Genomic DNA, 25,096 nt, shown 5'->3' with positions numbered 1-25,096 from the left:
GGTATTCCCTGATCGGCGAATGAAAAGGCGCGCATGAAATCAGGCTGGGACAGGACGGGAGAGGGTGGAGCGTTAGCCATTCCGTGCTTGGGTGTCGACGCCAGCGATTCCATGCTGCATGAGCCCTAAGGGCTCAAGGTCGCGCATTCTACTGGGATTGAGAGGGCGTACAACCCAAACCGCGGCATCTGGTTGACCGCGGCAAGGGGACCTGAGGCCTTGAGCGGATGACACTTCGGCGACGGCTTCAACAGCGCTAGCGCCGCCGCTCCCGTTCTGACTTGCGCTTGGCCAGAATGATTTTGGCCTTGGCTACGCTGTCTTCCACGCTCAGGTCATCGTCCTCCAGCACGGCCTGCAGCGCCGGGTCTTGCCACAGGTCCACGGCCGGGCCGGTGCTCTGCACCAGGCGGGAGATCAAGGCGTAGGCCACCAGTTGGCCGCGGGTGTGGAACTTCGGGTGGCGGTCCTGCATGTCCACCAACTGGGCGACGAACGCATGCCGTTGCTCAGGCGACATGCCCGCGAATACTTCCGGGTAGCTGAAGTACAGATCCCCTGTGCCCAGGGCGATGAGGTCCTGGCGCAGCGCCTGCTCAATCTCCTGTTTCGGCGTGAGTTGACCGAGCAATCGGGTGTAATGCTGCTCGCCTTCGGCCAACTGCTGAGGGCTCATCTTGCGTTTCAGCGCTGCGAGCGTTTGGGCGTCATCCAGGGTTCGGGCCCAGGCGAAGGCCAGCGGCAAATTGTCCTGTTCGTTGCGGCGCACCATCTCCTGTTGCGAGTCCTGGTCGCCGTGCCGAGCGGCGCGTTCCAGCCAGGCCATGGCCAATGCCTTGTTCGGGGGCTGGTCCAGCTTGCCGACGTTATAGATGTGGTACAGGCCCGCTTCCGCACAGGATTCATTGTGCTGGGCGGCGTAGGCGATGTAGTTGAAGGCTTCGCTTTTGTCATAGTCCTTCTGCCTGGAGCCGACGATCCCGCCCAGGATGCACAGGCTCATGGTGTTGTGGGGGGCGGCCATGATCAGGCAGGCGCGGGCCATCTGTATGGCCTGGCTTGCCAGCAGGGTACGGCTTGCGCCATGCCGCACCTCGTCCTCATTGATCAGTCGGATGCCGAGGCCGACCAGCCGTTCGCTGTCCATCTCCGGTGAGCAGTACGGGTTGGCCTCGACCTTGGGCAGGATCTGTTCCAGGCTCAGGTCCGGCAGGGTGGCATTGAGTTTTTCGTCCGGTGACGAGGCATTGCAGCCCAGCAGCAGAGTGAGGATGGCCAAGGGCAGCAGGCTACGAGATTTCAATGAAGAGTCCCTGAGGTTCAATCGTAAAAGGCAGGACGCCAAGAGGGCATGAGCAGGGGCGGGGTGCAGCCGTTGCGTGCCTGAGGTGCCGCTTCCCTGGAATTTGAGTGCGGGCATTCTATGGGCATCGGCGCGGCATACAACGGTGTCATGCAACGGATGCCCTGCGTGGGGTGCTCAGAGCTTGGCGTTCAAGCCAAACCGCTTCATCAGTCCCTTCTCCAGCCAACCCTTGGGCAGCAGGTTGGCCAGCAGCGGCAGGGCGCGGCTGCCATTGCCCAGGCGCACCAGGCGCGGCGGGTTGTCCTGCTGCACGGCCTTGAGCAAGCCGGCGGCAAATTCGCTGGCGGGGGTCGGCTTGTCCTGGGAGGCCTTGGCCCGGGCGCGGATGCCCTCGCGCAGGGGCCACCAGGGCGATTGTTCGTTGAGCAGCTGTTCGGCTTCATGCCCGGCGTTCTTGGCGAAGCTCGATGCAATGGCCCCGGGCTGCACTTCCATGACCCGGATGCCGAACGGCGACAGCTCCATGCGCAGGGCGTCGCTCAAGGCATGCACCGCGGCCTTCGAGGCGCAGTAGGCGCCGGCAAACGGCGTCACCAGCACCCCGGACACACTGCCGATATTCACCACCAGGCCACGGCTGCGGCGCAGCACCGGGAACATCGCCCGGGTCACCCCGACCACCGAGAACACATTGGTTTCGAACTGGCGCTGCATGGCTTGCACACCGCCATCCAGCAGCGGGCCCATGGCGCCGTAGCCGGCGTTGTTGATCAGCACATCCAGGCCGCCGTATTGCTGGTTGATCTCCTCGCTCAAGGCGCTCAGGGCCGGGGCGTCATTCACGTCCAGTTGCACGGCCTTGAAACCGGCGTCTTGTAGGGTGTTCACGTCCTCGGCCTTGCGAGCGGTGGCGAGCACGGTGAAACCGGCGCCCTTGAAGGCATCTGCCAGGGCGCGGCCGATGCCGCTGGAACAACCGGTGATCAACGCTACGGGCATGGCGCGGTCCTTGTGCTGGGTGAGGGGAGGGGCGAATCAGTCGGAGAAACTACCCTGTAGACGCTCGGCGCGAAACTCCAGGGTTTGCGGGCGATAGCCGGGGCGCAGCGGTGGCAGCGGCAGGCAGTCCTGCCAGTTGGCGCCGGCCTGCAACTCGCCGGGGCCACGGTAGCGCGGGGCGCTGTACTGGTTGTCGGCGAGGTTGACGGTATCCCCCGGGGCATAGGCGGCGACCCGCCAGCGCAGTTCCACCAGGGGCACCTTGTTGCCGTTGTTGAGCTTGACCTGCAGCGGCCGGTCGGCGGGGCAGTGGTCCGGCGCGTAGCTCAGGCGCAGCTCCAGGCGCGCCAGTTGCTGGGCTTCGCGGTTGTCCAGCCAGACCACCCAGCAGGCCACCAGGGCCAGGCCGAACGCAGCGGCCAGGGACACAGGAAGGGCTTTGGCGGGGTAGCGCAGAAGCAGGATCAGCCAGGTGATGACCAGCAGAACGCCGATGAACATGAGGTGAGCCTCGGGGAAAAGGAGGGGACATCCTACCTAAGCGTAGGTGGGGTTGGCGATGGAGGAGGGCTGTTGTGACGTTATCCACAGGCCTGGTTTTGATGGGGGTGTTAGGGACAATAGAAGGTCTGTTAAAGCGGATTTATGCCGATAGTGGACATCATGTGGTCCACTCTGGTGCCCGCCCGAGCGGGTGGTTGGCATGCTCCCGGGGCCTCTATTCACTCCTGGAACACCTTTACCGGGACTGGAAAATGCTCAGGTTCTAAGGGCTGCAAACATCGAACGAGGCGAATGCTAGCTGAAGGGGTGGACTCCGCTTTCGACTGTGAAGAGTGCTGGTGCCAAGGACGAGACATGCCCGTGGTGGCGATCTATGAGGTGTATAATCTCCGGGCTTTGGCATCAATCATGGGGCGATGATGGACGTATCACTGCAGCAGATTTTGCAAACTGCACAGATCAGCGATCTGAAGAAGCTGGGGACGTTTCTTGAGGTCAAACGCTTTGTCGAAACTCAGCTCTATTTGAAGTTAGGGGCAAATGGCTGGAGCTCTTTATCTTTGAAGTTGAAGCGCCTCAGTGCCCTCGCAGAAGAGGGGCGAGAGTGCGAACGTGCGCTCAGTGATGCCTTGCCCTATCCGGTTGTGCGCAATGAAGTTTCAAAAAGAATCGGCTTCAGGATGTGCGCCAGGAATGTTGCAGAACTAAGAGACGCTTTGTCCTTGTTGTCGAAATGCGCTGTTCGTCCTAGGTTTGATCCTTACGAACGTTTCGAAAAGAACAAGCTTAAAAACTTTGTAAGCAGTTCAAGACTGGAAGGCATAGACATACCGATCTTCGACGAAAAAGCCTCGTTGGAAAAAGTCTTGGCCAAGCATGGAAGACCGTTGAATAGATAAATACGACGCTTCTCATGATCATTACTGCTACCCCGCCTCCTCAGTGCTTAAAAACAAGCTGAATATCCAGGAAATGGCCGCCCTTGAGGCGGCGGAGAGGGACATCACCGCGCTGACCGTCAGTCGGGTTCGCTATGTTGCTCCGCCCTACAGCCTGGAGAATCTCAAGCTGCTGCATCGACAGTTGTTTTCCGACCTCTATGCCTGGGCGGGAGAGATAAGAAATGTTGATATCTCCAAGGGCGGGACGCGTTTCTGTAACTGCGGAAGAATCGAGGCGGAAGCCCTGAAGATTTTTTCCAATCTTCAAGAAAACAACTGGCTGAGTGGACTTGAACGAAACGATTTCTGTGAAAAGTTGGCGGAATTCTACTGCGAGCTGAACATGATTCATCCGTTTCGCGAGGGCGATGGCCGAGTCCAGCGGATCTTCTTTGAACACCTCGCGCTATCGGCCGGTTACGAACTGGACTGGGAAGAGGTCAGCCAGGATGAGTGGCTTGAAGCGAATATCAATGGCGTCTATGTGAACTACGCGCCCATGGCAGAGATCTTCAAGCGCATCGTCACTGCCTAAAACCTCCTATCGAAGTTGGCCGCAATGGCCTGCTTGTTCTGGCGTGCTACGGCGTGCCGCCATCCTAAACATTCCCAACACCCATGGCTTGGACATAAACGGCGACGCCTTCGTCGTTGCTGCGTGTCGAACCCGGACTAGCCTTTGAGCGTCGCAGCACACTCAGCGACCGGGCTTGGTAACTCGTTCTGATACAGGCGCAACAGCGCCGCATTTCACTTGTGCAATGGCAGCTGTGCGTGGGAGGGGGCGTCCCTGCCGGGTTCCTGTATCTCCGGTTTACCAACCTGCACGCAGCTGCCACCCCTCCGCTTGGTAACCCGTTTTGATGCAGCTGCAGCAGCGTCCCATTTCGCTATGGCAGGCGGGTTGTGCGCCTGCGCATTCGTGCAATGGCAGCTGTGCGTGGAAGGGCTTCGTCCCTGCCGGGTTCCTGTATCTCCGGTCGACCAATCCACGCACGGCTGCCACCCATTCGTTTGGTCGCGAACGTGGCAGTCCTCACTTTGATACGGGAGGTTCAATCATGTGCGCTATCAAAACCTCGGGCTTCGTCACCTTCGGTTCCTGTGGTGATGCCGATCAGTCCCTGTTCCGCGTCAATGCCGACGTGCCTCTGCAGCAGGCGCTGGAGCACGCGTCGACCCTGCTGTACTACGCCAAGAAATTCGCTCTGGATGCGGCCATGGAAGACCAGGGCGAGCGTTACGCCTGGGCCGCGCATTTCCTGGCGGAAATGGGCAAGGCGGTGATCGATGACGTGGGATTGGGAATGAAGGAAGAGGTGTTGCACGCCTGATCGATGTTTCCTGATGGAGGGAGTCGAAAGAGCGCTGTGTCTTCGTGGGAGGGACGCAGCGCTTTTTTGTTTCTTGTAGCCGCTGCCGCAGGCTGCGAACGACCGCGTAGCGGGCGCAGGGGGCTTGAGATCGCTGAAGGTCCTTCGGCCCTTTTCGCAGCCTGCGGCAGCGGCTACAAAAATCCCCCTGTCCAAGTGCCTGCGGATAGGGGACGCCGGCACCTGGAAAGGGGGAGCACAAAGGTCTTGCTAGCACGACTCCCTGCTTTTACTTGCAGCTTGCCGCTTGAAGCTTACGGCTGCTTCTACTTGCCGCTGTTACTGGGCGATGGTCTTCACCGAGACGCCACGTTCCACCGGGGTGGAGCGGCCGTAGATATCCTCAAACCGCTCGATATCGTCCTCGCCCAAATAACTGCCCGATTGCACTTCGATGATCTCCAGCGGAATCTTGCCCGGGTTGCGCAGGCGGTGCACCGAGGCAATCGGGATGTAGGTGGATTGGTTCTCGGTGAGCAGGAACACGTTCTCGTCACAGGTGACTTCGGCGGTGCCGCTGACCACGATCCAGTGTTCGGCGCGGTGGTGGTGCATCTGCAGCGACAGGCAGGCCCCCGGCTTGACCGAGATGTGCTTGACCTGGAAGCGCCCGCCCATGTCCACCGAGTCGTAGGAGCCCCACGGGCGGTAGACTTCGCAGTGGTTCTGGGTTTCGCTGCGGCCCTGTTCGTTGAGGGTGTTGACCATCTGTTTCACCCCTTGGACCTTGTCCTTGTGGGCAATCATCATGGCGTCCTTGGTTTCTACGACGACGATGTTGTCCAGGCCGATCACCGACACCAGCTTGCCGTTGCCGTGGATCATGCAGTTGTGGCTGTCCTGGATCACCACATCGCCTTTGCTGACGTTGCCGTTGGCGTCCTTTTCATGCACGTCCCACAGTGACGACCAGCAGCCGACATCGCTCCAGCCGGCGCTCAGTGGCACCACGCAGGCGCGTTGGGTCTTTTCCATCACCGCGTAGTCGATGGAGTTGTCCGGGCAGCAGGCGAAGGTGGCTTCGTCGATGGTTACGGTGTCCGCGTCCTGCTGGCTGCGTTCCAGGGTCAGGAGGCAGGTGTCGTAGATGTCCGGGTCGTGTTTCTTCAGCTCTTCGAGGAAGCGGCTGGCGCGGAACAGGAACATGCCGCTGTTCCAGAAGTAGCCGCCGGCCTGGACGAACTCGGTGGCGCGTTTTTCGTCGGGTTTCTCGACGAACTGCGCGACCCGGCTGATGCCTTCCGGCAGCAGCGCATCGTTGCTGGACTTGATGTAGCCGTAGCCGGTTTCCGGTTTGGTCGCCGGCACGCCGAACAGCACCATTTCGCCCCGCTCGGCGGCCACGGTGGCCAGGGCCAGGGCCCGTTGCAGGGCTTTCTGGTCGTCCAGGACGTGGTCGGCGGGCAGCACCAGCATCAGTTCGTCACGGCCTTCGTTGACCAGCATCATCGCGGTCAGGGCCACGGCGGGGGCGGTGTTGCGGCCGAAGGGCTCCATGAGGATGCGCTGGGATTCGAGCTTACGGGCTGCCAGTTGCTCGTTGACGATGAAGCGGTGGTCCTTGTTGCAGACCACGATCGGGGTGTCCATGCCTTCGAACACCAGGCGCTCCAGGGTTTGCTGGAACAGGGTGTGTTCGCCGGTCAGGGCGAGGAATTGCTTGGGGAATTGCTTGCGCGAAAGCGGCCAAAGACGTGAGCCGCTACCACCTGACAAGATCACCGGAATCATGTTGTTACTCCTTCAAACATCGTATGGGTTAGAGCTACTGCGTTCTGTCGTTTCACTCTTGTTTTTGTCTCGGTGTAGCCGCTGCCGAGGTACGAGGCTGCGCTGGGCTGCGAAGCGGCCCCGGAGGGCGGTCCTGCGGACCGCGTCGCAGCCTCGGGCCTCGGCAGCGGCTACAGGTCTTAACGGGTGGAGACGGGGCGTTTCACCCACACCGGCGACAGGTTGCTGCCGTTGCCGGTGACGTAGAGCACCGCCGCTTCGCCGCGCTCCAGGGCCACGGGCTTGAGGTCGCTGACTTTTTTATCGCCGTCATACAGGGCGAAGCTGACCTTCACCGGGTTGATTTCGCGCTCGCCGCGGCCTTTGGCAGCCACCGCCTTGACCACGTCGGTCTTGCCGTCGGCGGTCTTCAGGGTCAGGGCCTGGTCGCTGAGGTTCTGTACCCGCACCAGGGATTTCTGCTTGTTCTTGAACGGCGGTTCTTCGATCAGTTGCGGCTGGCCGCTGGCGTTGTTGACCAGGGTGTAATAGTGATCGGCGGCCAGTTTCACCGGCACGCTCTGGCTGCCCACCTTGGCGGTGTAGTCGCCGCCGGGCATGAAGCTGAAGTCGCTGCTGGCCAGGGGCGCGACGTCGTTGACGTTGGTGCTGCCCACCGTGGCGCTGACTTCGCTGTTGCTGGCGTTGTAGAGGCGCACGAAGGTCGAGCCCTTGGGCGCGGTGGGGCCGTACAGCGCGGCGTCGCCACCGGCGAAGGCGGACAGGGACAGGACGCTCATGCCGGCAGCCAGGGTGATTGCTTGGGCGAGACGGCGAGGAGTAGTGATGAAAGTCATGAGTGTTACCTCTTTTTTCAGTTTTGCGCCCGGTCGGGCGTCTCGGATTTCGAAGTGTTGCTGGCCAGGTTTTGCTGGCGAGCACCGGCTTGCTTGAGCGCTGCGACCCACTGCGGGTCGGCGTCGCCGATTTCGTTGTTCACAGGCAGATAGCGTTCAGGGAATTCCCAGATCAGCACCTGGGGCGGGTGGTTCTTGAAGTCGTCGCTTTTCAGGTAGCTGAGCATCGGCAGGATCGGGCCGTGGCCGTCTTCGGCGTAGCTCAGGACGTCGCTGTGCAGGGCCTGTTTCAGGGCGCCGACGAAGTTCCAGTTGGGGTTGGCGCTGTAGCTGGTGCCCACCAGGGTCACCGGCACTTCATGGTCGGCGAACAGTGCGTCGTCGGCGGCCGGCTGTTCCTCGCTGGCGCGGGTCACGCGCTTTTGCAGGGGCTCTTCGGCCGGCATCAGGTTGTCGAACAGCGGGTCCAGGGGCAGGAAGCGCCGCAGGTCACCCTGGTGCTTCACGGTCTCTTGGGTCTCGGTGACGAAGCGTTGTGGCTGACCGCTGAGCGGGGTCTTGGCGGCGATGGCCTGGGCCAACTGGCGAGCGACGACTTCGGCGCCGGCCGGGGTCCAGTGGGTGTCGGTACGCAGGAACACTTGCTGGCCCTGTTGCTTGGCCTGTTGCAGGGGGCCCAGCAGGTCGGGGGCAAGGATCTTGTTGGCGGCGACCCGGGCATGGAAGTCCTGGTAGAGGTTGGCGTGAATGCGCGCCGGGCGCACCTCGTCCAGGTGCTCCGGGTACAGGCGCGCCTTGGCCGGAATGATGGCCATCACCAGTTTCACTCCGTGCTCTTTCAAGGTCTGGCGCACGCCTTCCACCAGGGCGTAGTTGCCTTGCAGGTTGAGCTCCTCGTTGACCACGGGGTTGAACTCTTCATCGCTGTACAGCCACTGGTCGCGGCCCAGTACCACCCCGGGGCGGCCTTCGTTGAACAGCTTGAAGTCCAGGGCGGCCCACAGGTTGGTGCCCAGGCGCTTGATCGGGAACTGGTCGTCGTAGTGGGTTTCCACGGCCTTGGCCCAGCGCCCGTTGAGCACGGTGGCGTCATTGTTGGTGCTAAAGCCGAAGAAGCTGCGCACCGACCACAGCCCCAGCGCCAGCAGGGTCACCAGGAACAGGGCGATGTAGAACACACGTAATGAGCGGGTCATGGGCAGATCCCTCAGAACTGGAAGTAAAGGAACGGCGAGAAGCTTTGCGCCGAGAGTTTGAGAATCGAGGCGATGAACAGCAGCAGCACCAGGGCGCGCATCACGTAGCGCGACCAGTCAGCGCTCCAGTAAGCCGGTTGCACCTGGGCCTCGGTGCCGACGATGTAGCCGGGCTGGTGAATGCTGCCGGGAGTGTCCCCGGGCACTGCCTTGATCAGGCCGGGCTGGGCGCTGGCCGGGCCGTCGGCGGGGGTAGCGACGTCGGGCTTGGCCTTGACCGGTGCCGGGTTGCGGTACAGGTCACGCAGGCCGAAGAACGCCAGGGTGGCGTAGGCCAGGATCAGGGTCGCCACTTGCAGGCCGGTGAGGCTGGCGCGATTGAGTTCCGACAGCGACCAGTCGCCAAAGCTGAACATGGCGCCGTACATGCGCCCGGCCACGTGCAGGTTCTCGGCACGGAAGATCACCCAGCCCATCACCACCAGCAGGAAGGTCAGGGCCCAGCGCACCGGGTTCAGGCTGCGTGGAGTGGTGTTGATGCCCAGGGCCTTTTCGATGGCCAGCCACATGCCGTGCCAGGCGCCCCAGACGATGTAGGTGATGTTCGCACCGTGCCACAGGCCGCCCAGGAGCATGGTCAGGAACAGGTTGCGGTAAGTCATCAGCGTGCCTTTGCGGTTGCCGCCCAGGGTGATGTACAGGTAGTCGCGCAGCCAGGTGGACAGGCTGATGTGCCAGCGCCGCCAGAACTCGGTGATCGACTGGCTGATGTAGGGCTGCTTGAAGTTTTCCATGAAGCGAAAACCCATCATCAAGCCCAGGCCGATGGCCATGTCGCTGTAGCCGGAGAAGTCGAAATACAGCTGCGCGGTGTAGGCCAGGGCGCCGAGCCAGGCATCGCCCGTGGTGGGGTTTTGCAGGGCGAAGCAGTGGTCGGCGACCACCGCCAGGGTGTCGGCGATGAACACTTTCTTGATGAAGCCCTGCATGAAGCGAGTGCAGCCTTCGGAGAACTTGTCCAGGGTGTGGGTGCGATTGTTGAACTGGTCCGCCAGGTCGCGAAAGCGCAGCACGGGGCCGGCGATCAGGTGCGGGAAGATCGCCACGAACGCCGCGAAGTCGATGAGGTTGCGGGTGGCCGGGGTGTCGCCGCGGTAGACGTCGATGATGTAGCTGATGGACTCGAAGATGTAGAACGAGATGCCGATCGGCAGCAGGATGTGGGTCAGGATGAACGGTTCCAGACCGTAGGAGGTCATGATCGCGTTGATGCTGTCCACGCCGAAGTTGGCGTACTTGAAGTAGCCGAGGATGCACAGGTCGACGCCGACGCCGAGCAGCAGCCAGCGTTGGGCCGGCTTGGTGCGGACCCCGGCGGCGCCGACTTTCAGGCCGATCCAGTAGTTCCACAGGGTGACCCCGGCGAACAGCGCCAGGAAGTCCACGCGCCACCAGGCATAGAACACGTAGCTGGCGATCAGCAGCAGCAGGTTGCGATAGCGTTGCCCGCTCAAGTAGTACAAGCCGAGAAAGATCGGCAGGAACAGGAACAGGAACACATTGGACGAGAAAACCATCCCGATCTCTCCATGTTTAACCAATAGTCAGAGGCCGCAGCCCCCCCCAACCCCCCCCGTGAAAAACCGCGGGGGCGTATTGCATTCATGACGTTCTCTGTCGCCGCTGCCGAGGTACGAGGCTGCGATGGGCTGCGAAGCGGCCGCCCTGGCGGCGGTCCTTTGGACCGCGTCGCAGCCTTGTGCCTCGGCAGCGGCTACAGGTGTTGCTGTTACGGGCCCTTGCTGCCTTTTTCGTGGGTCGGGTCGTAGACCTTGGTCAGGTCGCCGCCCAGGCGGAAGGTCTTGAACGGCTGCATCTTGTGCTTGCGTTCCAGCACATCCGGGGCGCAGGTGTAGAGGCTGCAGTAGGGTTCCAGCCAGGCGAATTTGGAGTCGACCTTGAGGTCGGTCATGTCCTGGGCCTTGCCGTTTTTCTGCTCGAAGGTGTCCGGGTCTTTCACCCCAGCCAGCACTCGCTCGCCCAGGCGCTTGAGCGCGCCGTTGTTTTCCTGGCGCAGGTCGACGCCGTTGACCTGGGCGAAGCTGGCGATCATCGCCAGCGGCGGCAAGGCGTAGTTGTGGTACGCCAGGGCCCGTTGCTGGCGCTTGAGTTCGTTGGGCAAAAAGCCGTCGGCGTCGACCTGGTGGGCGCCGACCTTGTATTCCTTCACGGCCCAGTCGAACAGGTCGCGGCGGTTGGTGGCCACGGCGGTGGCCATCACCGACCAGGCGGCCCAGTAGGAGTGGTTGTTGGTCTTGTCCAGGGGCAGGTTGTCCCAGTCGCTGACTACCTGGTCGGCCATCTTGCTGAACCAGGCCTCGATCTTCTGCGCCTGTTCCTGGTGGCTGGCCAGGGGGTGGGAGTCGGAGAACTTCAGCCGCAGGTAGGCCGAGGCCATGCTGCCCAGGGCCCATTTGCGCATGGACTTGCCGGTGTGGTTGAAGTCCTTGGACATCAGCGCGTCGGCCTGGGCCCAGGCGCTGAGCCAGGCGAGGGTGCAGTCCAGTTGCTCCGGGCGGCCGTCGCGCATGAACTGCATGACCCGCTTGCTGGTGCCGCGCTCGATCTTGGTGATGTCCGCGGTGGTGTCGCGAAAGGCCTGTTCGGACTGCACGTTGAGGGTGGCCCGGGCCTTGTCCGAGCCTTCGTACTTGCTGCGAAACTGCAGGGCGCCGGTGTAGGGCGCGGGCATGGCGTCGCAGCCTTCGCTGTCGTCACCGCTCTTGAACTTGTCCACCGGGGCGTAATAGCCCTGGGGCGGACGCAGCGGCGCGGCGGCCTGGGCGCTGCCGGTGACCATGGCCAGCCCCAGCAGGCTGGGGATCAACAGGCGTTTCAGGTGTGTGCTTTGCATAGGTAACCTCATTGCCCGATCTGCGCGGTGCGTTGCTCGGCGCTCGGGAATACGTTGCGTTTGCAAATTTTCGCTTCGACCTTCTGCCCGGCAGTGCCCGCTTCCGGGCCCTGGATTTCGACCGCCAGCAGGTTCTGCGAGGCCCAGTCTTCGTCAGTGCGCAGTTCGAAGGCGAAGCGCCCGTCGGTGTCGGACGTTTCCGGTTTTTCGATCTTGATGTCCTCGTGGCGGCCGTTCATGTACCAGAGGGTGGCTTGCAGGGTTTTCACCGAAGGGTCGGCGAAGCGGATGTCGACCTGATGGCCGCTGTTGCGCAGGTCCAGGTTCTTGCTGTTGACCAGCAATTCGTTCTTGCCCGGCTTGAGGGTGGTGCTGGCGCTCATCTGCGGGTCCTTGCCTTCGCAGCCGTTGTCCAGCAGGGCCATCATCTGCCGGTAGATGGTTTCCTGGTCCAGGCGGTACAGCGGCGAGAATTCCCAGATCAGGATCTTCGGTGGGGACTTCTGGAATTCGTCGCTGCCCAGGTACTGCAGCATCGAGCCTTCCAGGCCACCGCCGGGGAAGGCGACGTTGAGAATGTCGGCACCGATGGCCTCTTCGAGGAAGCCGGCGAAGTTGTAGTTCTTGCCGCTGTGGCTGGTGCCCACCAGGGTGATCTGCGGGTTGCCGGAATCACCGAACAGGTCGCCGTCGCCGGCCTCGCCCTTGGGCTCGGTGGTGAACTGGTCCATGTACTGGATGGCGTAGCTGGTGCCGCACAGCTGCCCAGCCATGTTGTGCAGGGTGCCGGTCTTGCCCATGCGCCCGGACTTGTGGGTCTCGAATTCACGCCGGGGAATGTCGGCGAAGGCTGGCAGTTGCTTGACCTTGTCGGCGACGATCTTGGCGGTGCGCTGGGCGCCGTAAGGGGTCCAGTGCTGGTCGCCGCGGAAGTAGAAGTCGTGGGCCGGCAGGGTGTCGGGCAGTTGTTCGTTGGTCAGGGGCGACAGGTCCGGCACCACGTAGCCCATCTGCGCAAAGCGCCCGAGCATGGCCTGGTAGTTGTTCAGGGCCTTGTCGTAGTCGAAGCGGGCTTTCTGTTCCGGGTTGAGCTTGTTGCGGTTCACCAGGCCGCGAGTCGGCTGGTAGACCAGCACCAGTTCCACGCCCTTGCTCTTGAAGGCTTGGTGCAATTGCTTGAGGCGGCGATAGCCTTGCGGCGTGGTGTCAAATTCGGTGCGCAGGTCTTCCTGGGTGCGGAACAGCCAGTCGCCCTGGGCTTGCACCAGGGTGGTGAAGTTCTGCTGGTAGCGGGTGGTGTAGTTCTTCGCATCATGGGCGGCCGGGCACAGGTTGCAGCACGGCTCGGCGGTGAAGTTCGGCGCCTGGGGCTCATCGGCACGGGCGCCGGCACTGGCGGCGAGAATGCCGGCGGTCAGCGCCGACAGGCTCAACAGTTTGATCAGGTGTGGGGGCATGACAGTCATCCTCAATCGCGCATTTCGGTCTGGCGTTCGACAGGGTCGATCAGCACGGCTTTTTGCTGGCGCACCATCAGGTCGAGGATTTCATCCTGGCGTTCGCCAAGGATCCCCGAAAAGCTGATGCCGCTGCTTTTGGTGGGCGCGAGCATGGACACGCGATACAGCTCCACGCTCAACGGCGAGTCGATGGACAGCGGGCCGCTGCCATTGGCCGCCAGCTCGCCGCCGACCACGATCAGCGAAACCTGAGCGTCGAATGGGTCGAGCTTGATGTCGCGGTCGGTGTCGGACAGGTCCTTGATGTGGCCGTAGACGCCGGTCAGGCCGTTGGCCATGGCGATGTTTTCGTACAGGCGGATGTTCACGCTGTTGCGAATGCGGATGCCGTGGCGTTTGTTGCTGATCACCTTGTTGCCCCACAGCAGGTTGTCGGCGCTCTCGTAGAGGGTGATGCCGTCGGTGTGGTTGCGGTAGATCTCGTTGTAGGCGATCAGGTTGTTGACGCTGTTACGGTCGATCACCAGGCCCGAGAGTTTGTTGTCGTAGCTACGGTTGTTGAAGATGAAGCTGTCGTTCACTTCCCGGGAAATGATGATGCCGTGCTTCTTCTTGGTCCCGTGGACGGTGTTGTCGGCGATGATCAGATCGTGGGAACGGTCGTGGGGGTCGATGCCGTAGACGATGTTGTCCTTGTAGGTGTTGCCCTTGACCACGAAGTCGCGGGTTTCGTAGCAGTAGAAGCCGTACCACATGTCCGAGAAATCCGAGCCGATGATCCAGCCGGTGGGTTCATCGCGCTTGAGCACCTTGGCCATGTTCGGCGTGTACTGGGAAATACTCACCCCGTAGGACTTGGAGTTGGCGTAGCCGAAGCTGGCCATCTGGCTGTTGACGATGTAAGTCTCGGTGCCGCCCCAGGCCAACAGGAACGGGCGGAATTCCTTGGGCGAGCGGAAGGTCGCCGGGCCGTTGTCTTTCTCGCGCCAGCCGGTGACCTTGGTGTCGCGCACAAACAGCTGGCCATCGTTGACCAGGAACGAACCGCCTTCCTGGGACAGGCGCAGCTCCTGGGTCTGTTTGTCGATTTCCAGGATGCCCTTGCGCCCGACCACGATCGGCAGGCGCGCGAGGAATACACCCGGCGCGGTTTCGCTGATGTACTGCTTGGGCAGTTTCTTGGCCAGGTCCTTGAGGTTGATGTAACCGTCGTCGATAAAGATCGCCTGGGGAATGCCGTGCTGGCGCACCACCCATTCGGCCATCTTGTTGTCACCGCCGATAAAGTCTTTCAGGGCGTCTTCCTGCATCATCCGGCGCACGCTGATCTTGCCCGGCTGGCTGCGCACGATCTTCGCCGCAACGGCCTCGGCGGTGTAGCCGGAGAGATCGGGCAGGGTCGGCGTGGCCAGGTTCAACGGCTCAGTGGGCGCGCTGCTGACGGTATAGGTCTTGGCCTGTTGCAGTTCCTTGGCGACGATCGGCGTCTTGGCCGGCTCGGCAGTGGCGAACGCCGAGCTGCTGGCCAGCAACAGAGCGCCCGCCAACAGGCTGATGGCGCCTTTCGCAGCGGGGCTGTTCATGGGGTAGCAGTTCATTTCGGGCACTCCCTTCGCGGTTCGCATCAGAAGCGCCAGATCACGTCGATAAAGGCGCGGTGCATGTACGAGTCGACGTCTTTGCCATAGGCATCGCCGGGCTTGAACACGCCGCCACGAAAACGCACCAGGGCCGACGGCTCATCGATGGACTGGCTCAGGGCCGCCGGCAACAGGCCTTGCTTGAAGTACTTGGTGACCACCAGGTCCATTTCCTGCCCCAAGTCTTTCTTGCCGTCCTGCAGGGGCAGCGCGGTGCTGGAGAGCAGGTTGCCGTTGCCGTCATAGTCGTTGTCCACGGCGTTGATGCCGTTGCTGCCCACCGGCTTGTTGCCGTCCACGCGCCAGAACTTGTGGTAGATCAGGCTGGCGTCGTATTCATCGTTGAGCATCCAGGAGCCGAACAGGGTGGCGGTCTGCATGTTGTTCATTTCGCCGCGATAGGCTTCGCCGAAACGGTGCACGCGGGAGCGGGTGCCGGTGTAGTTGGAGCGGTTGCTTTCCAGGCCGTTCTGCTCGTAGTCGCCGCTGGCGCGGGCATAGGCGGCGCCGACTTGCCAGTTGGGGTCCAGGCGCAGGCGTACGCCCAGGTCGGTGGCCCAGCCGTCGAGGTTGTCGCCGCGCTTGGCCTGGGCCGGGCGGTTGCCATTGGCGTCCAGTGCGTTGACCGTGTCGCGCTCGCCGCGCATGCCGGTCAGGCTGGCCCAGTAGTTGACGGTGTTGGTGTTGCGCCAGTTATAGGCGTCGCTGTCGGCGGTGAGGCCGAGCCAGGTGAGGTCGCCGTTCTCTTTCTTGTCCAGGGAATCGGCGGCTTCGCCGGGCACCGGATAGTCGAGCTTGCCGTCATCGTGAGTGTGATGACCGCGAATCCCCACCCAGTTGCCTGGGGTCCACTGGTAGGCCGCGTCGCCGTAGACGTGCAGGCGGTCCTTGTCCTTGGGCGCCAGTTCCTTGAGGTCGGTGCGGTATTCGCTGAAGCGCTCGGCGGCGCCAACGTTGGCCCGCAGCAAGGTGGTGTCGAAGGTCCAGTTCAGGGCTTCGATGTTGGTGTCGCGCCACTGGCCGTCGTCGTTGCGCAGGCGTTGGCGACCCAGTTTCAACTGCTCGCCGGGGTAGGGCGTGAAGCCGCTGTAGCCGATCCAGAACTCGCGCAGGGCCAGGTAGTTTTTCTGGGTCTTGCGGTCGTCATTGCTCGACTGCTGGGTACCGTCGGCGTCCGACTGCTGCAGGGTATCGGTTTCGATGATGTCGGTGGAGGTCACCGCCTGGCCCATGGCGTAGGCGCTCCAGGCACCGCGTTCACCGTAGACCCACGGCCGCAGGTCCAGGCCCAGGCCGTTGACGTCGCCGCCGCTGAGGGTGCCCAGGTCGCGATCATCTTCGGATTGGCCGGTGATCTTCACTTCCAGGCCGAAGTTCTGGGTATCGGTCATCGCCGCCAGGGTCGGGTTGGACCCGAGCATGGCAAAACCCAGGGCCATGCCCAGTTTCGACAGGCTGAAACGCTTGCCTGTAGCTGCTGCCGCAGGCTGCGCCCGGTCGCGCAGCGGCCGCGATTGGCGGGGGCTGGTGTGGCGAGCGCTTTGCGCTCGATCGCAGCCTGCGGCAGCGGCTACAGGAGGTGTATTGAGTGGGGGGAGCGTCATAGGGTTTCCTCGCCGTCTTCTTGCAGGGCGTGCAGTTGCAGCGCGTTCTGGCTCAAGGCCCCACGCACGGCCTGCTCTTGTTGCAGCAGGCGTTGGGCTTCGGCGCGCTGTGCAGGCGGCAATTGGCTTTCCAGTTGTTGCGCCAGCTCGTTGGCCTGCGGTGTGTCCTGGACCTTCGCCAGTTGGCTGAAGACGTAGGCGTTGACTGGGTTGGGCTGGGTGCCGCGGCCCTGGGAGAACAACTGGGCAATGGCGAAGTCGGCGCTGTTCTGGCCGTTGCGCGCGGCGGTCAGCAGGTGGTCCAGGGCCTTTTGTGGGTAGACCTGGCCCAGGTAGCCACGACGGTAGATCTGGCCGAGGTAGTAGTCGGCAGCCACTTCGCGGCCCACGGCTTTCTGAAAGTGTGCTTCGGCGACCTTGGCGTCGGCCGGCACCCATTTGCCTTCGTAGTAGAGCTTGCCCAGCAGCAGTTCGGCGCGGGGCTGGTCGGCGGCGCGGCCGTTGTCCAGGTACTGCATCATCTTGTCGACGTCACCCAGTTCGGGGAAGTCGTAGAGCAACTGGGCCAGGCTGACCCAGGACGCCGGGTAACCCGGAGCGACCTGCTCCAGCAGGGCCTGGGTGGTTTTTTCATCTGGTTTGCCCAGGCTGGCATCGCCCAGCGCCCGGGCCACGCTGTCGACGCGCTGGGCGCTGACCGTGCCACGGCTGTAGCTGGCCTGCAGCTGCTTGAGCAGCTCGGCCTGTTGCTCCGGCTGGCCGCGTTTCTGATAAACGGTGGCCAGTTCCACGTAGCAGATGTCGGTGCTGTTGAGCGCGGCCTTGCAGATGCTTTCCACCTCGGCCAAGTGCTGGTCGTAGCTGCCTTGGGTGCGGTACAGCAGCACCTGGGCCAGGCCGGCTTCCGGGTAACCGGCGCTGCGCCATTGACTGATCTGCTGCTGGGCGTCGACGTTGGGGAAGCTGTGGGGGTATTGCAGGTACAGCATCGCCAGGGGAATCAGGGTGTTGCCTTCACCGTTGGCAAAGGCTTTTTTCAACAGGCCTTCGGCTTCGTGCTGCTCGGCCTCGGTGGAACCGGGCTTGGCCACCAACAGGCGGCCCAGGCGCGCCTGGGCCCGGGGCGACACATCGGCTGCGGCGCGATAGGTGGCCTCGGCCTGCTTGATCTGCGCCGGGTCGCGGCTGTCCACCTGGATGTCGGCCAGGCCTACCTGGGCCTCGCTGTAGCCCAGGTCCGCCAGTTGCCGGTAGTTCTGTTCGGCCAGCGCGGTGTCGCCGCGCTTCAGGGCTTCGTTGGCCAGTCGCTGGTCCGGCAAGCCGGCGCAACCGGCCAGGGCCAGGGCGGCGACCAAGGGCAACACCGAACCCTGTAGCCGCTGCCGCAGGCTGCGATCGAGCGCGCAGCGCTCGTGCTGGTTGTCGGGGTGCATCGAGTCGACCGGATTGCGTCCACTGCGCGGCTGGGCGCAGCCTGCGGCAGCGGCTACAGAGAGCTGGGTAGGCACTGTCATGGTTACAGACCCGCAGCCATGGCTTTGTCGATCAGCCAGTTCATCGACGGGCCGCGGTCGCTGCTGACTTCCACCGGGCGGCCGGCGAAGGCGCTGCTCAGCGGCGCGTCGGGCTTGATCTGCACGCGGATGTCAGAGGACAGGTCGCTGCTGTTCAGGCTGGTGCTGCTGACGATGGTGCCGGTGCGTACTTCATCCTCGCCGGCGATCTGGAAGTTGACCCGGGTGCCCGGGCGCACGTCGCCGAACTGGCGGTAGGAGAAGCGCGCCTCGACGTTGGCCTGGCTGTTGCGGGGCACCAGTTGGAAGATCACGTCGCCTTTGCTGGCGTACTGGCCGTCGGCGACCATTTGCTGGGCCACGATGCAGTCGCAAGGGGAGGTCAGGGTGCCGGTCATTTGCTTGCCGAACAGTTCCTCGACCTTGGCCGGTTGCAGTTGGTCTTCAGCCAGGTGGCCTTTGAGCACGTCGAGCATGCTGGTGCTGAAGGTGGCCAGTGGCGCGCCCTTGGCGGCGATGCCGTCGCTCTGCACCAGGCTTTGCACAGTGCCGTCGCGCGGCATGGTGACGTTCATCCCCGGGACGCTGACCAGGCCGGCCTGGGCGTGGCTGACGAAGTACATGCCGTACACCGACTTGAGGATGAAGCCGAACGCCGCCAGGCCCACCACGAAGATCCCGGCGCTGAAAGTCACGGCCCGCAGGCGGCCCATGGCGGTCATGCCGCTGCCGCTGTCCTTGACCTTGCGCGCCTTGGTGAAGTTGTCGCGCTGTAGGGTGGCGAGCACGTCGCCCATGCTGACGATGTCGCCGGCCAGGTGCGAGGTGATCAGGTGGCGCAGGGTGGAAATGTCCTGGGGTTCGAGGTTCTGGAACTGGCAGCCGACGCGGCCGCTCTGGCGATCGAAGGAGCGGATCTGCAGCTCCACGTCCATGGCCAGGCCCAGGTTGTCGATGACGAACTGCAGGCGGCCCTTGTGCACGGCACCCACGGTCAGCATCTGCTGCCCGGCGTTGAAGCTCAGGCCGCCGGCGGAGAGGTCGTGGACCCGCACTTCCAGGGGCTTGGCCTCGTTGCCGAAGAAGCGCAGCTTGGCCGGGATCTTGACCCGGGCGTGCTGGCGTTGGGCTTCGGATTCATGCACTACATTGACGTTCACGGCGGTGTTCATAGGGTCGATTTCCTAGTTAATTCAGGCAAGGCGGTTCAGACCATCAGCAGCAGGACAGCGACGAACACGCTGCCGGCCGAGAAGGTCATGGTCCGAGACGACCAGGTGTTGAACCAACGTTGAAAACTGGCCAGGTCGCGGGTCAGCTTGGTGTCCTGGCGGGTCCAGGATTGCTGGTCGAGGCGGAAGAACACGTAGATCTTCACCAGGGCGCCGACGATCTGGTTGTAATAGAGGATCAAGGGGTAGGCCGGGCCGATGTGGTGCCCCGAGCAGGACAGCAGCAGGGTCAGGATCAGCCGGGTGATGCCGATCCACAGCAGGTAGGCGAGGATGAAGGCGGTGCCGTACTTGACGCTGGCGATGATGGCCACGGTCAGGCCCAGTAGCGAGGTCCACATCGACACGCGCTGGTCGAACAGCACCACGCTGGTGAACAGTCCCAGGCGCTTGACTCCCAGACCCAAGGCCCGGGCGTTCTGCCGCAGGTTGTTGCCGTACCAGCGGAACATCAGCTTGCGGCTGGCCTTGATGAAGCTCTTCTCCGGCGGGTGTTCCACGGTGTTGATCGCCGCGTCGGGCACGTAGAAGGTGTCGTAGCCCAGGCGCATCAGGCTGTACCAGCTGGACTTGTCGTCGCCGGTGAGGAACTTGAAGCGGCCCAGGCGCCAGTGCTGCAGGGAGTCGCTTTCCACGTCGGCGATGAAGTCCGGGTCGGTGACCACGGTGGCGCGGAACACCGACATGCGCCCGGTCATGGTCAGCACGCGCTTGGACAGGGCCATGGAGCACATGTTGATGTGGCGCTGGGCGAAGCGCAGCTTGTGCCATTGGCTCATGACGTAGCCGCCGCGCACTTCGCAGAATTCGTTGGTGGTCAGGCCACCGACATTGCCGAACAGCTGGAACCAGGGCACGGTCTTGCGCACCACGCCTTCGCCGAGCACGGTGTCGCCGTCGATCACCGCCACCACGGCGCGGTTGTCCGGCAGGTGGCGGGAGATGGCGCGGAAACCGAAGGCCAGGCCGTCGCGCTTGCCGGTGCCGGGGATGCGCACGAAGTCCAGCTTGACCCGCTCCGGCGGATTCATCCGCGTCCACAGGCTTTTCACCAGCAGCTCGTCGGACATTTCCACGATCGAGCAGACCACGGTGGTGGGGAAGCCGCAGTCGATGGCTTCGCGGATCACCGAGCCGTAGACCTGGGCGGTGGTCAGCGCATCGATGCGAAAGCTGGTGACCATCAGGAACACGTGGGACGGGTCGGCCGCGCTGCCGAGCTTGCGCACCTTGCGCCGCAGGTGCGGGTAGACCACGTAGAGAAACAGCATGCCGCGCACGAAGTGCGTGGCGCCCATGGAATAGCGCCAGATGCCCACGGCGCCAATCAGGAAAATGAAGTCCTTGGACTGCGAGTCGAAGGTCGATGCGGGCAGCAGCAAGGCCATGCCCATCAGCAAACTCAAGTAAAACAGCCAACCGGCGGCCTGAAGCAGGCCGTGCTTTAGCCTGTGCATAATCTGCGTCCTAAAATTCTAAGCGGTACCCTGTAGCCGCTGCCGTAGGCTGCGATAGGTCCGCAGGGCCTCGAGATGCCCTCGGGAGCACGCCCCTTCGGGGATGATCGCAGCCTGCGGCAGCGGCTACAGGCGCATGCCTTTACCAGCAGATCCCTTCGGTTCGGCCCTGGACGCTGGAGGCTTTGGACATGAAGCCCACCAGGTCGATGACCTGCTTGCCGTGGGGCACGTCTTCGGCCAGGGCGCGGAACTTCTCGTCGCGGTTGCCGAGGATGATCACGTCGGACTTGCCGATCACCGCGTCGAAGTCCGAGTTGAGCAGGGACGAGACGTGGGGGATCTTCGACTCGATGTAGTCCTTGTTGGCGCCGTGGACCCGGGCGTACTCGACGTTGCTGTCGTAGATGCTCAGGTCGAAGCCCTTGCCGATGAGCATTTCCGCCAGTTCCACCAGCGGGCTCTCGCGCAGGTCGTCGGTGCCGGCCTTGAAGCTCAGGCCCAGCAGGGCGACCTTGCGCTTGTCGTGGCTGGACACGATGTCGAAGGCGTTCTGTACCTGGGATTCGTTGCTGCGCATCAGCGAGTTGAGCAGCGGCGCTTCGATGTCCAGGGAGCTGGCGCGGTAGGTCAGGGCGCGCACGTCCTTGGGCAGGCACGAACCGCCGAAGGCGAAGCCGGGGCGCATGTAGTACTGGGACAGGTTGAGGGTCTTGTCCTGGCAGACCACGTCCATCACTTCACGGCCGTCCACACCCACCGCCTTGGCGATGTTGCCGATCTCGTTGGCGAAGGTGACCTTGGTGGCGTGCCAGACGTTGCAGGTGTACTTGATCATCTCGGCGACTTCGATGTCCTTGCGGATGATCGGCGCGTCGAGCTCTTCGTACAGCGCTTGCAGCACGTCACCGGAGGCCTGGTCGAACTGGCCGATCACGGTCATGGGCGGGAAGTCGTAGTCCTTGATCGCGGTGCTTTCACGCAGGAACTCCGGGTTCACCGCGACGCCGAAATCCACCCCGGCCTTCTTGCCCGAGCAGTCTTCGAGAATCGGGATCACCACGTTCTTCACGGTGCCCGGCAGCACCGTGCTGCGCACCACGATGGTGTGGCGGGTGGCCTTGTCGCGCAGGACGAAACCGATCTCGCGGCACACCGATTCGATGTAGTCCAGTTCCAGGTCGCCGTTCTTCTTGCTCGGGGTACCGACGCAGATCATCGACAGGTCGGTATCGCGGATGGCTTCGGCGAAGTTGGTGGTGCCGCGCAGACGAGCGGTCTGGATACCTTGCGCCAGAAGTTCACCCAGACCCGGTTCAACGATCGGCGATTTACCGGCGTTGATCAGGTCGATCTTGTCTTTGGAGATATCTACGCCAACCACTTCATGGCCCCGTGCGGACAGGCAACCGGCACAGACTGCACCGACGTAACCCAAACCAAATATGCTGATGCGCATCGCATTTACCTCTGTGTTATTCACGCCATTAGATGGCCGGAGTTAATGTTTGCCAGCTGTTGTTGCGCACTCGGAAGTACAACGAAGTACGTTGTAGGGCCGCGTGCAGGCAGACTAAGTTCCGAGTGTCTAAATAAGTGCACTCAAGTTGTGCGCAACCGATCCTTGTTGTTCTGATTTGCCCTTGAATGTTGCCGGCGGCTCCTGCTGCAGGGTTCGCGAGAAAAACCATCCGTTATCCTTGGGATGGCTGAAGGCCAAGTAATACGGGCTTTTCAGTTGGTTCTCGCGGCCCTTGAAGGCCAGCTGTTCCTTGGCTCGTTAGGGGATAGTTGTGCTGCCTTATCTCCTGTTGTTTACCCTTTAGTTCAAGTTTGTGACTCATTGGTCAAAGGTGGACGCAACTTGATTAGTTTCAGTTGAGTCCGTGTAAGTCATCTCCTACAAGCTCGTTGAGAATCGTTACCGGTGGTATGAGCGGTGTCCGCAGGCATAGTTCCGGCCCGCTCATCCTGTTTTGCGAAATTTCTTGAAATATTGAGAAAGATGGCACTGCTTTCAAACTGATAGCACTTAAGGTTTGGGCCTTTAGTTGTGGGGAGTTGAACTGCGTAGATAGTTTTGTGCCACTACCTAATAAAAAAAGTGGTGCCACTACTGAAAAAAATCACTGTTGTCGAGTGAAAGAAAAGTTATAGAAATAGATGAAGATTTTATGGCGCCAAAAAAATGGCTAAAAGAGGGCGGGGAATGTGCGAGTGATCACATTCTGGCGCGCTCGCCGGGTGGCAACGAGCGCGGCAGGGGAACGTTTTATTCCGGTGCGTGGTCGCGCAGGAACACCAGGTTGTCGGCTTTGGATTGCTCCGCGCTGAAGCGATAGCCCTGGACGTCGAATTGCTTGAGTTGTGCGGGGTCGTTGATGCGTTCCTGGATGACGAAACGGCTCATCAGGCCCCGGGCCTTCTTGGCATAGAAGCTGATGATCTTGTACTGGCCGTTCTTCAGGTCCTTGAACTCGGTGTTGATGATCCGCGCGTTCAGGGCCGTGCGCTTGACTGCCGAGAAATACTCGTTGGAGGCCAGGTTCAGCAGCAGATCGTCGCCCTGATCGGCCAGGGCCTCGTTCAGCCACTCACTGATGCGCGTGCCCCAGAAAGCGTACAGGTCCTTGCCACGGGCGTTGGCCAGCTTGGTGCCCATTTCCAGGCGATAGGGTTGCATCAGGTCCAGGGGGCGCAGCAGGCCGTACAGGCCGGAGAGCATGCGCAGGTGCTGCTGGGCGTAGTCGAAGTCCGCTTCGCTCAAGGATTCGGCGTTGAGCCCGGTGTAGACGTCGCCCTTGAAGGCCAGCAGCGCCTGCTTGGCGTTGTCGGGAGTGAAGGCTGGGGTCCAGCTGCCGAAGCGCGCGGCATTCAGGCCGCCGATCTTGTCGGACACGTGCATCAGTTCGCTGATCTGCGCCGGGCTCAGTTCCCGCAGTTGCTGGATCAGTTCCTGGGAGTGGTCGAGGTATTGCGGCTGGGTAAAGCGCGGGGTGACCGGCGGCGTCTCGTAATCGAGGGTCTTGGCGGGTGAAATCACCATCAGCATGAGTCGTCTCCTTTTAGCGTCGGGGGATTCTATTGGCTCGGGCGTTCGGACTCCACCTATCAAGGCGATAGCTGACGCGTGGCGGATGCCGGGTGAATGCCTTCGCTGCGCGGCATATCGGCTATAGTGCCGCGCGGGTTTTGTTCTGGAGGCGTCTCTTTTGCGTATCGCGTTTTTCTTCTCGGCCTGGCTTCTGAGTCTCAGTGTGCTGGCGGCGCCCAATGATGTGGCGACCCTGGATCGCAGCACCTGGCCGGAAAAGCTCGACAATCCGACCCTGTTCGACGTCGCCTCGCGGGCCGAGATCCTGACCTTTGCCCGCGCCTTGCTGGTCAGCGAGGCCTGGGACGAGGCGTCCCTGAAGCAGCGCCTGGGCTTGCGCATGATCAACATGGAGGCGATCTCTGAGCTGCGCGAGCATCTCTGGAAACGCCTGCTGGACAACTACAACTTCGCCCAGCAGAGCTGCGACCAGGACGCTTCGTTCTGCTACCTGGTGGAAAACATGCAGCAACTGCGCAAGCAGGCCGGCAAGTTCCACTTGGCGGAGGATTCCTACTACGCCCGTTGGGGCGAGCCGAGCCGGACCTTCCATGAGCAGTACCTGGACGAGTTGCTGCGCAAGGCGGCGCTGGCTCCCCAGACCAGCAGCGAGGTGCTGCGCTACGGCGACTACGAGCGCAATGGCGACGAACTCAACGACCGGCTGTTTCTGCTGACCTTCGACAGCGCCGCCAACCTGGCGCCGGACAACACGCCCTGGCTCACCAACTACCTGCGCAAGGCCAATCTCAGCGGGACGTTCTTTGTCCTGGGCAACGACATCCAGAATCGCCTCGACAAGGCCTCGGTGGCCAGCCTGCAATCGCTGTACTCCAGGCAGTGCGTTGGCGTGCAAGGCTGGGAGTTCCGCTCCCACAGCCACTGGCAGGACTGGCAGTATTCGATCCAGCGCAGCGCCGATCTGGTGAAGAGCAAACTGCCGGAAAACTATGTGCCCTTGTTCCGCCCGCCCTTTGGCCAGCGTCGTGCCGACGCCGAGGGCTTCTTCAATGCCCAGGGCATGCAGGTGGCATTGTGGGACATCGACGCCCAGGACGGTGCCGGCAGGCTCAAGGCCGAGGACAGTGGCCAGCGGGTGCTGACCTTGATGTTGCTATGGCGGCGTGGGGTGATCGCTTTCAATGCCAAACAGGACGGGGTCAAGAGCAGCTTGCCCTGGCTGCTGGCGCAGACCGCGCAAAGTGGCATCGGTTGGGAGGATTGTCAGGACGCGTTTCGCTGAAACGGCCAAGTGCCCGTAAACACGGGGCGTGGGCGCAAAAGGGGGCGGATTA

20 protein-coding genes are annotated in these 25,096 nt (G+C 62.4%); 4 read left to right on the top strand and 16 right to left on the bottom strand.

The features are described 5' to 3' along the window. Window positions 1-256: 256 nt before the first annotated feature. The 3 genes from Q8O96_RS13425 to Q8O96_RS13415 all read right to left on the bottom strand — a co-directional run bounded on the left by Q8O96_RS13425 (window position 257) and on the right by Q8O96_RS13415 (window position 2,806). Window positions 257-1,303, bottom strand: a complete 1,047-nt coding sequence (locus Q8O96_RS13425) for a sel1 repeat family protein (RefSeq protein ID WP_305948938.1) — start codon at window positions 1,301-1,303, stop codon at window positions 257-259. 177 nt (window positions 1,304-1,480) lie between these two features. Beyond that, window positions 1,481-2,305 carry an SDR family oxidoreductase gene (locus tag Q8O96_RS13420; RefSeq protein WP_207815764.1) on the bottom strand — a complete coding sequence of 275 codons (825 nt, stop codon included), beginning with the start codon at window positions 2,303-2,305 and terminating at the stop codon, window positions 1,481-1,483. A gap of 36 nt (window positions 2,306-2,341) precedes the next feature. After that, a complete protein-coding gene (locus Q8O96_RS13415) occupies window positions 2,342-2,806 on the bottom strand; it encodes a multidrug transporter (RefSeq protein WP_102861233.1) in 465 nt (154 codons plus the stop codon). A gap of 422 nt (window positions 2,807-3,228) precedes the next feature. On the opposite strand from Q8O96_RS13415, the gene Q8O96_RS13410 reads away from it, so the two are divergent. The 3 genes from Q8O96_RS13410 to Q8O96_RS13400 all read left to right on the top strand — a co-directional run bounded on the left by Q8O96_RS13410 (window position 3,229) and on the right by Q8O96_RS13400 (window position 5,084). After that, window positions 3,229-3,708, top strand: a complete 480-nt coding sequence (locus Q8O96_RS13410; RefSeq protein WP_180988522.1) for a YhfG family protein — start codon at window positions 3,229-3,231, stop codon at window positions 3,706-3,708. Continuing rightward, the gene (locus tag Q8O96_RS13405) at window positions 3,701-4,285 is read left to right on the top strand and encodes a putative adenosine monophosphate-protein transferase Fic (protein WP_102861235.1); all 585 of its coding nucleotides are present in this window, start codon (window positions 3,701-3,703) and stop codon (window positions 4,283-4,285) included. Before Q8O96_RS13410 ends, Q8O96_RS13405 begins: the two co-directional genes overlap by 8 nt. A 526-nt stretch (window positions 4,286-4,811) precedes the next feature. After that, window positions 4,812-5,084, top strand: coding sequence for a DUF3077 domain-containing protein (locus Q8O96_RS13400; protein ID WP_305948937.1), 273 nt, complete (start codon window positions 4,812-4,814; stop codon window positions 5,082-5,084). 318 nt (window positions 5,085-5,402) lie between these two features. Here Q8O96_RS13400 and Q8O96_RS13395 read toward each other — a convergent pair whose 3' ends face one another. The 13 genes from Q8O96_RS13395 to yaaA all read right to left on the bottom strand — a co-directional run bounded on the left by Q8O96_RS13395 (window position 5,403) and on the right by yaaA (window position 23,759). Further along, window positions 5,403-6,854, bottom strand: a complete 1,452-nt coding sequence (locus tag Q8O96_RS13395; protein WP_102861237.1) for a mannose-1-phosphate guanylyltransferase/mannose-6-phosphate isomerase — start codon at window positions 6,852-6,854, stop codon at window positions 5,403-5,405. A gap of 179 nt (window positions 6,855-7,033) precedes the next feature. Further along, window positions 7,034-7,690, bottom strand: coding sequence for an alginate O-acetyltransferase AlgF (locus tag Q8O96_RS13390; RefSeq protein ID WP_047301872.1), 657 nt, complete (start codon window positions 7,688-7,690; stop codon window positions 7,034-7,036). A gap of 17 nt (window positions 7,691-7,707) precedes the next feature. Next, complete coding sequence (locus Q8O96_RS13385) at window positions 7,708-8,886, bottom strand: alginate O-acetyltransferase (protein ID WP_102861238.1); 1,179 nt, start codon at window positions 8,884-8,886, stop codon at window positions 7,708-7,710. Between the two features lie 11 nt (window positions 8,887-8,897). After that, the gene (locus Q8O96_RS13380) at window positions 8,898-10,463 is read right to left on the bottom strand and encodes an MBOAT family protein (RefSeq protein ID WP_102861239.1); all 1,566 of its coding nucleotides are present in this window, start codon (window positions 10,461-10,463) and stop codon (window positions 8,898-8,900) included. 212 nt (window positions 10,464-10,675) lie between these two features. Further along, the gene (locus tag Q8O96_RS13375) at window positions 10,676-11,800 is read right to left on the bottom strand and encodes a mannuronate-specific alginate lyase (RefSeq protein ID WP_250329111.1); all 1,125 of its coding nucleotides are present in this window, start codon (window positions 11,798-11,800) and stop codon (window positions 10,676-10,678) included. A gap of 8 nt (window positions 11,801-11,808) precedes the next feature. Next, window positions 11,809-13,257, bottom strand: coding sequence for an alginate O-acetyltransferase (locus Q8O96_RS13370; RefSeq protein ID WP_305948936.1), 1,449 nt, complete (start codon window positions 13,255-13,257; stop codon window positions 11,809-11,811). 11 nt (window positions 13,258-13,268) lie between these two features. Beyond that, the gene (algG, locus tag Q8O96_RS13365) at window positions 13,269-14,858 is read right to left on the bottom strand and encodes a mannuronan 5-epimerase AlgG (RefSeq protein ID WP_305948935.1); all 1,590 of its coding nucleotides are present in this window, start codon (window positions 14,856-14,858) and stop codon (window positions 13,269-13,271) included. A gap of 26 nt (window positions 14,859-14,884) precedes the next feature. Then, window positions 14,885-16,339: an alginate export family protein gene (locus Q8O96_RS13360; protein ID WP_115581652.1), complete on the bottom strand. Its 1,455-nt coding sequence runs from the start codon at window positions 16,337-16,339 to the stop codon at window positions 14,885-14,887. Between the two features lie 161 nt (window positions 16,340-16,500). Continuing rightward, window positions 16,501-17,937 carry an alginate biosynthesis TPR repeat lipoprotein AlgK gene (algK, locus tag Q8O96_RS13355; RefSeq protein WP_305949027.1) on the bottom strand — a complete coding sequence of 479 codons (1,437 nt, stop codon included), beginning with the start codon at window positions 17,935-17,937 and terminating at the stop codon, window positions 16,501-16,503. Window positions 17,938-18,020: 83 nt separating this feature from the next. Next, window positions 18,021-19,190, bottom strand: coding sequence for an alginate biosynthesis protein Alg44 (locus tag Q8O96_RS13350; RefSeq protein WP_305948934.1), 1,170 nt, complete (start codon window positions 19,188-19,190; stop codon window positions 18,021-18,023). A gap of 35 nt (window positions 19,191-19,225) precedes the next feature. After that, window positions 19,226-20,707, bottom strand: coding sequence for a mannuronan synthase (alg8, locus tag Q8O96_RS13345; protein ID WP_115581653.1), 1,482 nt, complete (start codon window positions 20,705-20,707; stop codon window positions 19,226-19,228). 142 nt (window positions 20,708-20,849) lie between these two features. Then, entirely contained in the window at window positions 20,850-22,166 is a 1,317-nt protein-coding gene (locus Q8O96_RS13340; protein ID WP_102861245.1) for a nucleotide sugar dehydrogenase, read from the bottom strand. An 813-nt stretch (window positions 22,167-22,979) separates the two neighbouring features. Beyond that, window positions 22,980-23,759 carry a peroxide stress protein YaaA gene (yaaA, locus tag Q8O96_RS13335; protein ID WP_102861246.1) on the bottom strand — a complete coding sequence of 260 codons (780 nt, stop codon included), beginning with the start codon at window positions 23,757-23,759 and terminating at the stop codon, window positions 22,980-22,982. A gap of 160 nt (window positions 23,760-23,919) precedes the next feature. Between yaaA and Q8O96_RS13330 the strand changes: the two genes are divergently transcribed. Continuing rightward, the gene (locus Q8O96_RS13330) at window positions 23,920-25,044 is read left to right on the top strand and encodes a polysaccharide deacetylase family protein (RefSeq protein WP_305948933.1); all 1,125 of its coding nucleotides are present in this window, start codon (window positions 23,920-23,922) and stop codon (window positions 25,042-25,044) included. The last annotated feature ends 52 nt before the right edge of the window (window positions 25,045-25,096 follow it).

The sequence above is a fragment of the Pseudomonas sp. LPH60 genome (assembly GCF_030718165.1).
Taxonomy (GTDB): Bacteria; Pseudomonadota; Gammaproteobacteria; order Pseudomonadales; family Pseudomonadaceae; genus Aquipseudomonas; species Aquipseudomonas danubii.
Note: the sequence above shows the minus strand (reverse complement) of the source record. Positions and strands in the feature narration are given on the sequence as shown.